This window comes from Brevundimonas sp. SH203, assembly GCF_002157625.1.
GTDB lineage: Bacteria > Pseudomonadota > Alphaproteobacteria > Caulobacterales > Caulobacteraceae > Brevundimonas.
In genome coordinates, this window is the sequence record NZ_BDMM01000001.1 from 489,254 (window position 1) to 503,442 (window position 14,189).

The 14,189-nt window shown below is 66.8% G+C and carries 17 protein-coding genes; 8 read left to right on the forward strand and 9 right to left on the reverse strand.

Annotation, left to right across the window (positions count from 1 at the left end; all coding sequences use genetic code 11):
* Positions 1–33: 33 nt before the first annotated feature.
* Genes SH203_RS02450 through SH203_RS02465 form a run of 4 tightly spaced genes read right to left on the reverse strand, consistent with a single transcriptional unit; the run spans position 34 to position 3,023 of the window.
* A complete protein-coding gene (locus tag SH203_RS02450; RefSeq protein WP_087119548.1) occupies positions 34–522 on the reverse strand; it encodes a hypothetical protein in 489 nt (162 codons plus the stop codon).
* A 49-nt stretch (positions 523–571) separates the two neighbouring features.
* Positions 572–925: a DUF1304 domain-containing protein gene (locus tag SH203_RS02455; RefSeq protein WP_087119263.1), complete on the reverse strand. Its 354-nt coding sequence runs from the start codon at positions 923–925 to the stop codon at positions 572–574.
* Positions 926–952: 27 nt separating this feature from the next.
* The gene (locus SH203_RS02460) at positions 953–1,678 is read right to left on the reverse strand and encodes an RluA family pseudouridine synthase (RefSeq protein WP_087119264.1); all 726 of its coding nucleotides are present in this window, start codon (positions 1,676–1,678) and stop codon (positions 953–955) included.
* Between the two features lie 16 nt (positions 1,679–1,694).
* Positions 1,695–3,023, reverse strand: a complete 1,329-nt coding sequence (locus SH203_RS02465) for a replication-associated recombination protein A (protein ID WP_087119265.1) — start codon at positions 3,021–3,023, stop codon at positions 1,695–1,697.
* A 75-nt stretch (positions 3,024–3,098) separates the two neighbouring features.
* Here SH203_RS02465 and SH203_RS02470 point away from each other — a divergent pair, with 75 nt between their 5' ends.
* The gene (locus SH203_RS02470) at positions 3,099–3,524 is read left to right on the forward strand and encodes a VOC family protein (protein WP_087119266.1); all 426 of its coding nucleotides are present in this window, start codon (positions 3,099–3,101) and stop codon (positions 3,522–3,524) included.
* 65 nt (positions 3,525–3,589) lie between these two features.
* Here the strand turns inward: SH203_RS02470 and SH203_RS02475 are convergent, their stop codons facing one another.
* Entirely contained in the window at positions 3,590–4,993 is a 1,404-nt protein-coding gene (locus tag SH203_RS02475; RefSeq protein ID WP_087119549.1) for a Do family serine endopeptidase, read from the reverse strand.
* Positions 4,994–5,154: 161 nt separating this feature from the next.
* Between SH203_RS02475 and mutL the strand changes: the two genes are divergently transcribed.
* From mutL to SH203_RS02500, 5 genes are all read left to right on the forward strand, one after another.
* Positions 5,155–7,041 carry a DNA mismatch repair endonuclease MutL gene (gene mutL / locus SH203_RS02480; protein ID WP_087119550.1) on the forward strand — a complete coding sequence of 629 codons (1,887 nt, stop codon included), beginning with the start codon at positions 5,155–5,157 and terminating at the stop codon, positions 7,039–7,041.
* Between the two features lie 178 nt (positions 7,042–7,219).
* Positions 7,220–8,329, forward strand: a complete 1,110-nt coding sequence (locus tag SH203_RS02485; RefSeq protein WP_087119267.1) for a DUF262 domain-containing protein — start codon at positions 7,220–7,222, stop codon at positions 8,327–8,329.
* On the forward strand, positions 8,326–8,970 hold the full coding sequence (locus SH203_RS02490; RefSeq protein WP_087119268.1) for an MAE_28990/MAE_18760 family HEPN-like nuclease: 645 nt from the start codon (positions 8,326–8,328) through the stop codon (positions 8,968–8,970). Before SH203_RS02485 ends, SH203_RS02490 begins: the two co-directional genes overlap by 4 nt.
* Before the next feature lie 15 nt (positions 8,971–8,985).
* Positions 8,986–9,438 carry a low molecular weight protein-tyrosine-phosphatase gene (locus tag SH203_RS02495; RefSeq protein ID WP_087119269.1) on the forward strand — a complete coding sequence of 151 codons (453 nt, stop codon included), beginning with the start codon at positions 8,986–8,988 and terminating at the stop codon, positions 9,436–9,438.
* 44 nt (positions 9,439–9,482) lie between these two features.
* Complete coding sequence (locus SH203_RS02500) at positions 9,483–9,935, forward strand: hypothetical protein (RefSeq protein ID WP_143275663.1); 453 nt, start codon at positions 9,483–9,485, stop codon at positions 9,933–9,935.
* Positions 9,936–10,006: 71 nt separating this feature from the next.
* On the opposite strand, the gene rsmD is transcribed toward SH203_RS02500, so the two are convergent.
* From rsmD to SH203_RS02520, 4 genes are read right to left on the reverse strand one after another with little or no spacing between them, the layout of a single operon-like run.
* Positions 10,007–10,582 carry a 16S rRNA (guanine(966)-N(2))-methyltransferase RsmD gene (gene rsmD, locus SH203_RS02505; RefSeq protein ID WP_087119271.1) on the reverse strand — a complete coding sequence of 192 codons (576 nt, stop codon included), beginning with the start codon at positions 10,580–10,582 and terminating at the stop codon, positions 10,007–10,009.
* Entirely contained in the window at positions 10,582–11,223 is a 642-nt protein-coding gene (locus SH203_RS02510; RefSeq protein ID WP_159457522.1) for a TMEM175 family protein, read from the reverse strand. Before SH203_RS02510 ends, rsmD begins: the two co-directional genes overlap by 1 nt.
* Before the next feature lie 31 nt (positions 11,224–11,254).
* On the reverse strand, positions 11,255–11,665 hold the full coding sequence (locus SH203_RS02515) for a GFA family protein (RefSeq protein ID WP_234989350.1): 411 nt from the start codon (positions 11,663–11,665) through the stop codon (positions 11,255–11,257).
* 22 nt (positions 11,666–11,687) lie between these two features.
* A complete protein-coding gene (locus SH203_RS02520; RefSeq protein WP_087119273.1) occupies positions 11,688–13,193 on the reverse strand; it encodes a pseudouridine synthase in 1,506 nt (501 codons plus the stop codon).
* Positions 13,194–13,205: 12 nt separating this feature from the next.
* Between SH203_RS02520 and tadA the strand changes: the two genes are divergently transcribed.
* Together tadA and SH203_RS02530 are read left to right on the forward strand one after the other, a co-directional pair.
* Positions 13,206–13,664: a tRNA adenosine(34) deaminase TadA gene (gene tadA / locus SH203_RS02525; protein WP_200808766.1), complete on the forward strand. Its 459-nt coding sequence runs from the start codon at positions 13,206–13,208 to the stop codon at positions 13,662–13,664.
* A gap of 48 nt (positions 13,665–13,712) precedes the next feature.
* Positions 13,713–14,156: an MliC family protein gene (locus SH203_RS02530; protein WP_087119552.1), complete on the forward strand. Its 444-nt coding sequence runs from the start codon at positions 13,713–13,715 to the stop codon at positions 14,154–14,156.
* Positions 14,157–14,189 lie beyond the last annotated feature (33 nt).

Consider the following 14,189-nt stretch of genomic DNA (forward strand, 5'->3'; position numbering starts at 1 on the left):
CCTTCTATACGCGGACCGCGACGAAAGCGATGGTCAGCGCGGGATGGCGCCCTGCACCGAGCGCGCATCATAGGCGTTCGGGCTGTTCGGCTTGGCGCCCCGCCCCATGACGACCTCCAGCGTGGTCGAGGTCGGCTGCGGCCCGCTGAAGTTCAGGCCCACGCCAACGCCCACGCCCGATGCGGAATAGCCGCCGTATCGGCTGCTGCCGCCGCCGATGGACACGCTGGGGCGGACCCCGCCCTCGCCGCCGGGGCGGCCGTCGGTCCAGCTCTGCGTCACCTCGAACCACTCATAGCCCTGTTCGGTGGTCAGGTCCGCCGCCCGGACCAGCGCCCAGTCGGCGACGCGACCGGCGGCGCCCACGCCATTATAGGTCACGCGGTATCGGTTGCTCTCGATCCGCTGCTCGGAATACCCCTGCCCGCCGCTCCCGCGCTGCTGGCCATAGGGCGCCAGGCTGGCGCAGGCGGTCAGGGCTAGAGCGGACAGGCCGGTCAGGGCGATGGCGAGACGCTTCATCGGATGAATCCTTTCGACGACATAGCGTCGCAATCAGACGGCCGTTCCCTCACAGATGCAAGGCCAGGGCGATCAGGGCCAGCCCGGCCGGAACCGCCTGCACCAGCAGAATCTTCCGACTGACCGTCGCCGCGCCGTAAAGCCCCGCCACAACCACGCAGGCCAGGAAGAAGACCTTGACCTGAAACCCGCCCGCGTCCAGCCACAGCCCCCAGGCCAGGCCCGCGACCAGAAAGCCGTTATAGAGGCCCTGATTGGCGGCCATCACCCGGGTCGTCTCGGCCTTTTCGGCGCTCATGCCAAAGGCCTTTCGCCCGCGCGGCGTGGTCCACAGCGCCATCTCCAGCACCACGATATAGGCGTGGATCAGCGCCACGATGACGATCAGCACGGTCGCTACCACAGGCGTCTCCTCGGTGTTCGGACGTCTTTATAGACCCAGCGCGCTCCGCAGCGTCTGGAAATCTTCCGGCGGCGGGGCCTCGACCGTCGTGGTCCCGCCTTCGGGATGCGGAAAACTCAGTTTCGCCGCATGCAGCATCAGGCGCGGCGCGCCCCCGACCGGCGTGGTCAGGGCGCCGCCATAGCGCACGTCCCCGATCAGCGGCCGCCCCAGATGCGCCATATGCACCCGCAGCTGATGCATCCGCCCGGTCAGCGGCTCCAGCTCCACCACCGCCCCGTGATCGCTGGCGGCCAGGGTGCGGTAACGGCTCTGCGACCCCTGCGCCCCCGGCGCGTCGAAGGCGACGACCCGCATATAGGATTCGCGCCCGATCTCCTCGCGACGCAGGGGCGCATCGACCGTGCCGGATCGCGGCTCCGGCGCCGCCGACAGCAGGGCCAGATACTGTTTCCTGAACCGCCGCATCTGCATCGCCTTGCCCAGAAAGCCCGCCGCCGGCTTGGTCTTGGCCGCCAGGATCACGCCCGAGGTGTCCCGGTCCAGACGATGCACCAACTCCGGCCGCTTGCCGTTCGACCGCGCGAACGCCCACAACAGGTCGTCCAGGGTGTGCGCCTTGATCCGCCCGCCCTGGCTGGACAGGCCGCTGGGCTTGGAGAAGGCGATGATATGGACGTCCTCGTGGATCACCCACGACCGGACGGCGGCGATCTCATCTTCGGACAGGGCGACGGGCTGGCGTTCGGACATCGGGCGCTTCTAGAGGTCAGTCGCCCGCCGCGTCCACAGGGCCGTCCACCGCCATCCGCGCCCGCATCGCGGCCCAGCGTTCCAGCCGCGCCTTGACCTTCTCCTCGTGCCCCTCGCCCTTGGGCTGATAGAAGGTGCGGCGCTCCATCTCGTCGGGGAAGAAGTTGGCGCCCGAAAACCCTTCGGGCGTCGAGGGATCGTATTGATAGCCCTTGCCGTAGCCCAGCGACTTCATCAGCTTGGTCGGGGCGTTGCGGATATGGGCGGGCGGCATCAGCGAGCCGGTCTCATAGGCCGCCTTCTTCGCCGCCTTGAACGCCTCATAGACCCCGACCGACTTGGGCGCGGTGGCCAGATGCACCACCGCCTGGGCCAGCGCCAGTTCGCCCTCGGGACTGCCCAGGAAGTCATAGGTGTCCTTGGCCGCATTGGCGACCAGGATCGACAGCGGGTCCGCCTCGCCGATGTCCTCGACCGCCATCCGCACGATCCGCCGCGCCAGATACAGCGGGTCTTCGCCCCCGTTCAGCATCCGCGCCAGCCAGTACAGCGCCGCGTCCGGGTCCGACCCCCGCACCGATTTATGCAGGGCGGATATGAGGTTATAGTGTTCTTCTCTACTCTTGTCGTAGGCAGGCGCCCGGCGCTGCAGCACCCCCGCCAGTCCCTGCACGTCCAGCCGTTCGTCCTCGGGCAGGTCGAACAGCACCTCCGACATGGTCAGCAGATAGCGCCCGTCCCCGTCCGCCAGCGCCAGCATCGCCTGCCGCGCCTCGGGCGTCAGCGGCAGGGTCCGATCCATATGCGCCTCGGCCCGGCCCAGCAGTTGATCCAGCGCCGCGTCGTCCAGACGTTTCAGCACATAGACCTGGCTGCGCGACAGCAGGGCGCCGTTCAGCTCGAAACTGGGGTTCTCGGTCGTGGCCCCGACCAGCGTGACCACCCCCGCCTCCACGAACGGCAAAAAGCCGTCCTGCTGGGCGCGGTTGAAGCGGTGGATTTCGTCCACGAACAGCAGGGTCGACTGCCCCGCCGCGCGCCGCATCCGCGCCGCCTCGAACGCCTTCTTCAGGTCTGCGACGCCGGAGAAGACCGCGCTGATCGCCTGATATTCATAGCCCGCCGCCTGGGCCAGCAGCCGCGCGATGGTGGTCTTGCCCGTCCCCGGCGGCCCCCACAGAATCATCGACCCCAGCCGCCCGGCCTCAATCATGCGCCGGATCGGCCCGCCGGGCCCCAACAGATGGTCCTGCCCCACCACCTCGTCCAGCGTGCGCGGGCGCAGACGGTCGGCCAAAGGGGCGTCGGGGGGCAGAATGCCGGAGGCTTCGAACAGATCGCTCATGGGTGCGACCTATGTAAGCGTTCGCCTTCGGCTTTTCACGCGCTAGTATCGCATCCCGATACGGAGACCGCCTTCATGACCGACGCCCGCCCCGATCAAGGCCCGACTTCGGGCGTGACGCCCCATCTGACGATCCCGTCGCGCGGCGCCTCGGCGGCGGTGGACTTCTACATCATCGCCTTCGGGGCCGAGGTTCTGGATCGCCGTCTGGCCGATGACGGCGAGCGGTTGATGCACGCCCATCTGCGGATCAACGGCTCCAGCGTCATGCTGAACGACGAGTTTCCCGAATATAGCGGCGTTCAGGACGTGCGCCCCGCCGGCGTGACCCTGCTCCTCCAGGTCGCCGACCCCGACGCCTGGTGGACCCGCGCCCTGGTCGTCGGCGGCGCCGAACCCGTCATGGACATGGCCGATCAATTCTGGGGCGACCGCTACGGCGTCCTGCGCGACCCCTTCGGCCACACCTGGTCCATCGGCGGCCCGACGAAGGGCGCCTAGGGTGGACGCCCGACATCCCTGCCCGTCATTCCGGGGCTGGCAGCGGATGCCGTCCTCGTGGACAATTACCGCAACACGCCCCGGATCTGACGGCCGCCGCGGTTGATGACGACCTCCCACGGGCCGCGACCGGAACTGGCGGCCTCGACGTCGCGGGCCGAGGCGATGGCGCGTCCGTTGATGCTGACGATCAGGTCGTTCTGCCGGAAGCCCGCCCGCGCCGCATAGCCGCGCCCCGACAGTCCGGTGACGATCACCCCGCTGGCGAACGGATCGCCGCCCAGCCGGTCGGCCAGCGCCGGGTTCAGGGCCACCACCTCCGCGCCCGCGAACGGGCCGGAGCCGATGGTCACGCCCCCGTTGGGATCGGCGTCGCCCGGCAGGGGCTGGACCCGCGCCGTCAGGGTCTGGGCCCGCCCGTCGCGCAGGATGGCGACCTGCACCTGATCGTTCGGATTGCGCGAGCCGACGCGGTAGTTCAGCCCGCCCTGGTCGTTGATCTCCTGACCGTCGATGGAGGTGATGACGTCGCCCTGGCGCACCCCGGCCCGCGCCGCCGGCCCGTTGGCGTAAACCTCCGTGACCACCAGACCCTGCGGCCGGCTCAGGCCCAGGCTGCCGGCGATGTCGCCGGTCACGGTGTCGCCCTTCACGCCCAGCCACGGCCTGACGACCTGTTTGGCGCCGCCCAGGGCCGAATCCACCACCCGCTTGACCATGGCCGCCGGCACCGCGAACCCGACCCCGGCCGAGGAGCCGGAACGCGAGAAGATGGCGGTGTTGATGCCGATCAGGTCGCCGTCCATGTCCACCAGCGCCCCGCCCGAATTGCCGGGGTTGATGGCCGCATCGGTCTGGATGAAGGAGCCGCTGTCCGAAATCCCCGTCTCTGTCCGGTTCAGGGCCGAGATGATGCCGTTCGTCACCGTCTGGCCCACGCCGAACGGATTGCCGATGGCCAGGACCAGATCGCCGACCTGCTGCTGCTCGCGGTCGTCGATGGCCAGCACCGGCAGACGGTCGCCGACGTTCTCCAGCCTCAGCACGGCGATGTCGCTGCGCTCGTCGGCCAGGATGACCGTGGCCGGAAACTCGCGCCGGTCGTTCAGCACGACCTTGATCTGCTGGGCGCCGTCGATGACGTGGTTGTTCGTCACCACGATCCCGTCCGAGCGGACGATCACGCCCGACCCGACCGATTCAGCCACCCGCGCCTGGGGAATGCCGCCGCCGAACAGCTGGAAGAAGGGATCGGCCTGCACCCGCTGCACGCTGCGCGCCGAGATATTGACCACCGCCGGCGCGGCCGAGCGCACAACGGGGGCGAAGCTGGACTTCATCCCCCCCGCGTCGCTGGGCACGTTGCGCGTCGGCTGGGCGAACTCGCCCTCCTGCGCCTTGGACGGTTGGGGGTTGCCACAGGCCGACAGGGCCAGTGTGGCGGCGAGCACGATCGATCGGGTCTTCATCGTCATCCGAGGCTGCAAGGCTTCACGCCGCGCCATTCCGCACCCGGTTTCGGGCTGGATCAAGGCGCGTCCTGCTCTGAACGGTCAAGCTGTCGCCGCGTTCCCCGCCGGTCGAACGCCGCATGGCGCGAATCCCCCGCGCGCCCTATCTTCGCCTGCTCATGCCTATCCGTCGCCTCTCCCCCGAAACCGTCAACCGCATCGCCGCCGGCGAGGTGGTCGAACGGCCCGCCAGCGCCATCAAGGAGTTGGTCGAGAACGCCCTGGACGCGGGCGGGACGAACATCGAGATCCAGGCGGACGGCGGCGGCCTGTCGCGCATCCTGATCGCCGACGACGGCAAGGGCATCCCGCGCGAGGAACTGCCCCTGGCCATCGAACGCCACGCCACGTCCAAGCTGGAGCCGGACGACGCCGGCGACGTGGACCTGTTGCGCATCCACACCCTGGGCTTCCGGGGCGAGGCCCTGCCCTCCATCGGCTCGGTCGCCCGCCTGTCGATCACCACCCGGTCCCGCGACGAGAGCGACGCCTGGGCCATTCAAGTCGAGGGCGGCGAGACCCGTCCCCTGACCCCCGCCCCCTTCCCCGGCCCGCATGGCGCGCGGGTCGAGGTGCGCGACCTCTTCTACGCCACCCCCGCCCGGCTCAAGTTCATGAAGTCCGAACGGGCCGAGGCCATGGCCATTTCAGAGGAAATCAAGCGTCAGGCCATGGCGCACGAGGCCGTGGCCTTCACCCTGTCGCTGGACGGCAAGGTCACGCTGCGCCTGCCCGCCGAACACCCCGGCGACGAGGGCCGTCTGAAACGCCTGTCCGCCCTCTTGGGCCGCGACTTCGAGGCCAACGCCCTGTTGATCGATCAGGAGCGGGACGGCGTGCGCCTGTCCGGCTATGCGGGCCTGCCCACCTATTCGCGCGGCAATGCGGCGCATCAGTATCTGTTCGTCAACGGCCGTCCGGTGAAGGATCGGCTGCTGCAGGGGGCCCTGCGCGGCGCCTACGCCGACTTCCTGGCGCGGGACCGGCACCCGGCCGCCGTCCTCTTCCTCGACATCGATCCCCTCTATGTCGACGTCAACGTCCACCCTGCCAAGGCCGAGGTCCGGTTCCGCGATCCGGCCCTGGTGCGCGGCCTGATCGTGGGCGCCCTGCGCCACGCGCTCCACGCCGCCGGCCACCGCGCCAGCACCACCGTCGCCGCCGACGCCCTGTCCGGCTTCCAGCCCCACACAGGCGTCACATCCGGCCCCGCCTACAGCCCCGGCGCCCCGTCGGCGCAGGGGTTCAGCGGCTGGACCGGCTGGTCCCAACCCGCCGCCGCCCAAATCCTCCCCGGCCTCAACGAACGCAGCGCCCGCGTCGAACCCAGCTGGGACAGCCCTTCATGGCCGTTGCAACCCGCCCCGGACAGCGACCTCGCCACGCGCCACTCGCCACTCGCCACTCAACCTCAAGACCCCCTCGACTACCCCCTGGGCGCCGCGCGGGGCCAGCTCCACGCCAACTACATCGTCGCCCAGACCCGCGACGGCCTGGTCATCGTGGATCAGCACGCGGCGCACGAGCGGCTGGTCTATGAGCGGATGAAGGCCCAGATGGCCGAGGGGGCCGTGACCCGCCAGGCCCTCTTGACGCCCGAGGTGGTCGATCTGGACCCCGCCGAGGCCGAGCGCGTCGCCGCCCGCGCCGAGGAGTTGGCCGAGATGGGCCTGATCGTCGAGGCCTTCGGCGCCGGCGCCGTCCTGGTGCGCGAGACCCCGGCCATGCTGGGCGATACGGACGTTCAGGGCCTGATCCGCGACATCGCCGACGACCTGTCCGAACATGGCCAGGCCCTGTCGCTCAAGGAACGCCTCGCCGCCATCTGCGGCACCATGGCCTGCCACGGCAGCGTCCGCTCAGGCCGCATCCTCTCCGCCCCCGAAATGAACGCCCTCCTCCGCCAAATGGAAGCCACCCCGCATTCGGGCCAGTGCAACCACGGCCGCCCGACCTATGTGGAGCTGAAGCTGCACGATCTGGAGAAGCTGTTTGGGAGAAGGTGAATCATGGTTAACTGGCCGGTACTCGCCATGCGCCGAAATCGCTCATCAGGCCAAATCCAATATTTTTAGCCGAATCCAAAAACAGCTAAATTTCAACTAACTCGACAGTTGAACAGGCATCCTCTGGCGCAAACCGCAGCAATCCGCCACACTGTCAATTCAATCGTAGGTCGAGCAAATGCTAGAAAAAGAAATTACTGCCGCGCAGCGGCTCGTAAGAACCGATGCGTATCAGATGTCCATCGGAGAGCTCGTCAATATGTATACGGGCGATGAAATTATCATCGACCCAGAGTTTCAACGACTTTTTCGTTGGGAGATCGGTCAAAAATCGAAGCTCATCGAGTCTCTCTTACTTGGCATTCCACTCCCATCAATATTCGTTTTCGAACGCCAAAATGGCCAATGGGAACTTATTGATGGCCTGCAAAGGCTGTCGACTATTCTGGAATTTATGGGACTACTCAAAGGACCAGACAAAAATCTTTTACCTCCGTCTGTTCTAGAGGCCACAAAATACCTACCATCTTTAAGTAACGCTGTATGGGAGTTAACAGACGACGTTCCTGACGCACCAAAAAGCGCTCAGAGTCCTTTAGATAAATCTCTTCAACTAGCCATCCGGCGTGGCCGAATTGGCGTAGAAATTCTCAAACGCCCCAGCGACGAAGAGACAAAATTTGATTTATTTCAACGACTTAACGCTGGCGGCACAACCGCAAATGCACAAGAATTGCGCAACTGCATAATGCTGATGGTTAACCCTGAATACTTCAGATTCATCAAAGAATCGGCCAATTTACCTACATTCCGGTCTATAGTATCTCTTTCTGATGAGCAGATTGAGAAGCAAAGACATATGGAGCTAGCCGTACGCTTCATTGTTCATGCAAATATCAACTATGATGGCAAACTTGATGTAGAAGAATACATAGATGAGGGGATCGTCACTCTTGCGAAAGAGGGCAAAGGGCAAGCGGCATACGATCTAATCCGACGAGTCTTTGACCTTCTTAATAGAGCAGTTGGGCATGACGCATTGCGTAAGCATGATGGGAACCGACACACCGGACGTGTGGGACTTGTTGCCCTTGAAGCAATCGCAGTTGGTGTAGCAAAAAATCTCGACGCGATTGAGCGGACACAGAATCCAGCCTCATTCGTCGCCAGCAAGATAATGCAATTTTGGCAACAACCAGAGGCTGCAACACTCATGTCTCCTGGACTCCGCGGAACATCCAGGATTCAGAAGACGATCCCCCTCGGTGAGGGATGGTTTAAACCTTGAGCAAGGCACGAACAGAAGCCGAACTCACGGCACAACTTACGGACGACCGCAATTGGCGCATACGTGAGATTTCCGACCTCGTAAGCTTAACAGAAAATGCTGATGCGGTCGCTCGTCAGGTTCTGCTCAGAGCACTCGTTGCCATCTGTTATGCACACTGGGAAGGGGGAGTAAAATTTTCAGCAAGCAAATATATGGAATTCATCTCACTTCGGAAGATGAGTTACGACTCTCTCAATCCTCAGTTTAGGCGAAATTATTTCTTACCTCGCCTTTCCACCATCGCACAGTCTGGAATAAGCCTTTCTGAGAGATGTAGATTGATTGATGATATAATATCATCTGGCAATAAGCGATTTTCGCGCATCAACTGCGAACTGATCGACACAAAATCAAATCTAAACTACAAGGTGTTTGGCGAATTATGTGAGGTTTGTGGCGTCGATTTATCACCTTTCTCTGACAAAACCACCTTTATCGATGTCGTGTTGTTAAAACGTAGGAATGCGATCGCGCATGGTGAGGAAACCCTGATTGATATCGCCGACCTGTCAAATATCTCTAATGGAACGATCAACTTAATTCGATCTTTCTCGGATGCACTTGAGAACCAGATATACCTTGGCGGCTTTCGCGCTTAACTGTTGGCAAATCCCATGCCCTCCATCCTCTTCGTCTGCCTCGGCAACATCTGTCGCTCTCCCCTCGCCGAGGCCGCCCTGCGCGCGGAGGCTCAGCGGCTTCACCTCGACCTGATCGTGGATTCCGCCGGGACCGGGGACTGGCATGCGGGCGAGGCGCCGGACCCGAGGGCGCAGGCGACGGCGCGGCGGCATGGGGTGGAGATTTCGGGGTTGAAGGCGCGGCAGGTGACGCAGGCGGACTTTCGCCGCTTCACCCACATCGTCGCCCTGGACCACGACAATCTGAACGCCCTGAGCCGTCTGCGTCCCGCCGACGCGACCGCCGAACTCAGCCTGTTGCTCGATCATGTGCCCGGCCGCGAGGGCCAGGCCGTCGCCGATCCCTATTTCGGCGACGACGACGGCTTCGAGACGACCTGGGCCGAGGTCACGGCGGCGGCGCGGGCCCTGGCCGCCAAATTGTAGGCCCACGTCCGTATCTGACGTAGCGCTGGTTTATGGCTGCGGGCATGACCGACGTTTACCGCATCCGCGCCGCCCGGACCTGGGCCCAGGCCCGCGCCGACTATCTGTCCGGCCTCAGCGCCGAGGCCGTGTGCCGCCGCCACGACCTGGGCCTGTCCGCCTTTCGCCGCCGCGCCCGCAAATACGGCTGGCGGCGCAGCGATCAGGTCGAGCCGCCGCCGGACGAGATCGACCTGAACCTCTATGCCGACATGGACATGGACGACCTGGCCCGCACCGCGCGCCTGCGGTTCGCCGAGGCGATCGAGAGCGGGCGCGCGACCGACGCCCGTCGCTGGCGTCGTCTGGCCGACGAACTGCGCCGCGAGGCCCGCGATTTCGACGCCGACTTCTTCCGGGGCCTGAGCAAGGACGAGATCGCCTCTTGTCAGGCCACCATGCGCCGCGAGATCGAAGAGGAGGACGAGGCCCTGCTGGGTCCGCCGCCCGAGGGCTGATCCAGCTGCGATCCGCTCGCAAAAATCTGCACGAAAGTACACTCAAAAAAATCGGAGTGTACTTTTCCCGCTCAGGCGGCGGGGGTCAGGACCTTCAGGAACAGCACACGCGCCGCGCCATAGTCGCGGGCGTCCAGCCGCTGATAACCGGGGGTGTCGATCTCCGGCTCGTCCGACCCGCGCTCGAACACCACCAGGGCGCCGGGCTTCAGCCAGTCGCCTTCGGCGAGACGCGCCAGCGTTTGCTCCCCCAGCCCCTTGCCATAGGGCGGGTCCAGGAAGGCCAGGTCGAACGCCTCGGCGATGGGGCCGGGCCGGACGCCCAGGTCGGTGGCGCTGCGGCGATGGACCCGCGTGCGGCCCATCAGGCCATAGGCGTCGGCGTTCTCGCGGATGGCGCCGCGCGCCCCGTCGTCCGTCTCTACGAACAGGCAGAAGCCCGCGCCCCGGCTGACCGCCTCGAACCCCAGGGCGCCCGATCCGGCGTACAGGTCGATGACCCGCATCCCCTGCAGGCTCTCGCCCCAGGCGGCGTGTTCCAGCACGTTGAACACCGCCTGGCGCGCCCGGTCGGAGGTCGGGCGCGTGCCCTGCCCCTCCGGCGCGACGATGGCGCGGCCCTTCAGGCTGCCGGCGACGATCCGCATCAGGCCGCCCCGCCATAGCGCCGCCCGACCCAGACGCGCCCGGCGATCACCAGCCCCAGAGCCAGGGCGATCAGCGCCGCGAACAGCCCCGCGCCCCTGGCCATCAGGAAGAAGCTCAGCGCGCAGGCCAGGCCCGGCATCAGGGCGTGGGTCACGACGACCGAGGCGCTGACGGCCCAGTGCGGCCGGGGCCGGATCGCATCGGCGGCGAAGGCGGCCCAGCCATAGGCGGCGGCGTGCATGACGCCCACCGCCGCGACCAGGCTCAGATAGATCCACGCCCCCTCGCCGCTGCGCGGCTGCTCGTACAGCAGGGTGGTGGCGAACGGCATCAGCACCACTCCGGCCAGGGCCAGCATGTTGAAGATCATCACCCCGTGGCTGAAGCCGACCATGTTGGCGAACACCCGCCGGTGCGTGTTCCAGAACACGCCGATGATGGCGAAGCTGAGCGCAAAGGCCGTGAACATCGGCCACCGCTCGGCCCACAGACTGGCCCACCGCCCGTTCCAGCCTTCCGGCACATGCAGTTCGATGGCCAGCAGGGTGATGGCGATGGCGAACACCCCGTCCGAGAACAGCAGCAGCCGGTCCAGCCCATGATCCTTGTGCGGCGCGACCTGCGTCGTCTCGGCGGTCATCCCCTCGTCCCCCATCGTCAGTCCAGCGGCTTCACGCTTCCGGCGGCGCGAACCGGGCGTACAGTTCGTCCGTGGTCAGTCTCGGACGCTCGCCCGCCAGTGCATAGGTCGCCGGCTTGCTCTCGATGCAGACCTCGTCCTCCAGCGCAAAGGCGGCCGGATCGTCGAACGCCTGGGCCGACACCATGGTCGTGGTCCCGTCGTTGGAGCGCCAGAACAGGCCCGTTCCGCAGGTCGGGCAGAACTGACGCACGGCCCAGTCGGACGAGGCGTAGGTCGCCACCTCGCCCGTGACCCGCACGCTGTCGCCGCAGTCCACGCTGAACGGCACGCCGCCCGACAGACGGCGGCACGTATCGCAGTGGCAGGCGTGCATCCCGCCTCTGGGCGTGGCCGTGAAGGTGACGGCGCCGCACAGGCACCGCCCGGTCGAGGTGGTCATCGTTCAGTCCCCTGCGGCGGCCTCAGCGCGGCGTGCGCGGCTTGCCGCCGGGGCTGCGTCCGCTGGTTCCCGACGGTCCCGCCGGCTTGCCGCCGCTGCGAGGCTTGAAGTCCCGTCCGCCCGACCTGGAGCCGCCGCCGTCACGCGGCTTGCCCGCGCCGAACTTGCCGCCGGCGGGCTTGCGCCGATCGTCGATGAACTGGTCGTCGCGCGGCTTGAAGGCGCGCTTGGGCCGATCCCCGTCCTCCCGCACGGGGCGGTCGCCGGCGGGCGCGGTGCGTTCGCGCGGCTTGAAGCTCTTGGTATGCTCGAACTTGGGCGCGGCCTTGGCCCAGCCGGTCTTCTTGGCCGGACGCTCGCGGCGCTCGACCGCATCGGCCTGGGCCGTCTCGGCGGCGCGGACGCGGCTGGGCTTTCTCGACGGGTCCGACATGGCCGAGCCCGAGCGGCCCTTGACGATGGGCGTGGACACCCGGCGTCCGGGGATGGGCGCGGGCGTCTCGACCGTATTGCCGGTCGGCAGGTTCTCGGGCCGGATATAATCGGCCAGCATCTCGCGGATCACGCGAGGCCCGACCTCCTCGACCGCCCCGACCGGCAGGACGTCCAGACGGAACGGGCCATAGGCCAGGCGGATCAGCCGGTTGACCGTCAGGCCGACGGACTCCAGCACCTTCCTGACCTCGCGGTTCTTGCCCTCGGTGATCGAGACCGAGATCCACAGGTTGGCCGGGGCCTTGCCGTCCTCGGACTTGCTCTCCTTGGCCTTGTCCAGCGTCGCCTCGATGGGGCCGTAGGCGACGCCGTCGACGACCACGCCCTCCTTCAGCTTGTCCAGCTGCTCCTGGGTGATCTTGCCCCGCGCGCGGGCGCGGTACTGGCGGACCAGCGAGGTCGAGGGCAGCTCCAGCGCGCGGCTAAGCTCGCCGTCATTGGTCAGCAGCAGCAGGCCTTCGGTCGCCAGGTCCAGCCGTCCGACCGAGATCACGCGCGGCAGACCGGCCGGCAGGGCGTCGAACACCGTCGGCCGCCCGGTCGGATCGCTGTGGCTGGTCAGCAGGCCGGCGGGCTTGTGATAGCGCCAGACGCGCGTCGCCTGGGTCGAACCGATGGGCTTGCCGTCCACCGTGATCACGTCGTCGCGCGTCACCAGGGTCGCGGGCGTGTCCAGGATGCGGCCGTTGACCGCCACCTTGCCCAGGCCGATCAGACGCTCGACCTCGCGTCGCGAGGCGATGCCGGCGCGGGCCATGGTCTTGGCGATTCGCTCGGCGCGCAGCGGCGTCTCCGGCGCCTTGGACCTGGCGTCCTTGCCGCCCTTGTCAGTGCGAGGCTTGTCGCTGCGAAGCCGGTCGGGCTTGTCGCCGAACCGCTTTGCGCCGTCGTCGCGAGGGCCGCGCGGCTTGTCGCCGAATGATCTCGTCCCGTCGCCGCTCTTGCGGGGACCGGAGGATTTAAAGGGCCGGGGCGACCGTTCGTCTTGACGGGCGCGGGGCTTCTTGTCGTTGTCGTCTGTATGGCGGACCATGATGAGCGGTTCATGCGCATGGCGCTGGACCAAGCGCAAGCGGCGGCGGACGCAGGAGAGGTGCCCGTGGGTGCAATTCTTGTCGATCCGGCCTCGGGCGAGGTGATTTCGACCGGCGCCAACGGCCCCATCGCCGCCCACGACCCCACGGCCCACGCCGAGATCGTGGCCATGCGGCGGGCGGCGACGGCCCTGGGCAACTATCGCCTGACCGACCTGACCCTCTATGTGACGCTGGAGCCGTGCGCCATGTGCGCCGGCGCCATCAGCCACGCCCGCATCGGCCGCGTCGTCTGGGCCGCCGACGATCCCAAGGGCGGCGCCGTCATCCACGGCCCGCGCCTGTTCGAACAGCCGACCTGCCACTGGCGTCCGGCGACCGACTCGGGTCCTCTGGCCCAGGAGGCGTCCTCCCTGCTCAAGTCCTTCTTCCGTCAACGGAGGGGAACGGCGGCGGGGCGCGCACGTTAGACCGCCGCGAAAGCGTCGCCGTTGGGCGGCGCCGAGGAGGGAAAGACCTTGTCCAAACCGGATCTGCCGCAATCCATCGTGTTCAGCGGCCTGGCGGCCCCGACCCTTCTTGGGATTCTGGCCCTTTTGACCGCCTGCGGCCCCGACCCCGACAAGGCCCCCCGCACGGGCGACGAGGTCAAGGAACGCGCCATCGAGGCCCAGACCGCCCGCCAGCGCACGGGCGCCGAGATCCAGGACCGCACCCTGAACCGCGTCGTCCACACCGTCTATCTGTGCGACAACGGCGAGCGCCTGTCGGTCGACTTCGACAATCCGCGCCAGATGGCCACCGTCCGCAACTCGTCCGGCGAGGCCGTGGACCTGTATCAGGAACGCGCCGCCGACGGCATCTGGTATCGCGCCTCCAACGTCGAACTGCGCGGCAAGGGCGTCCTGGCCACCTGGTCCGTCGAAGGCCGCCAGCCGACCGACTGCCGGGCGGTGGACTGATCCGGTTGCGGCGCGCGCCTGCGGCGCCCAACT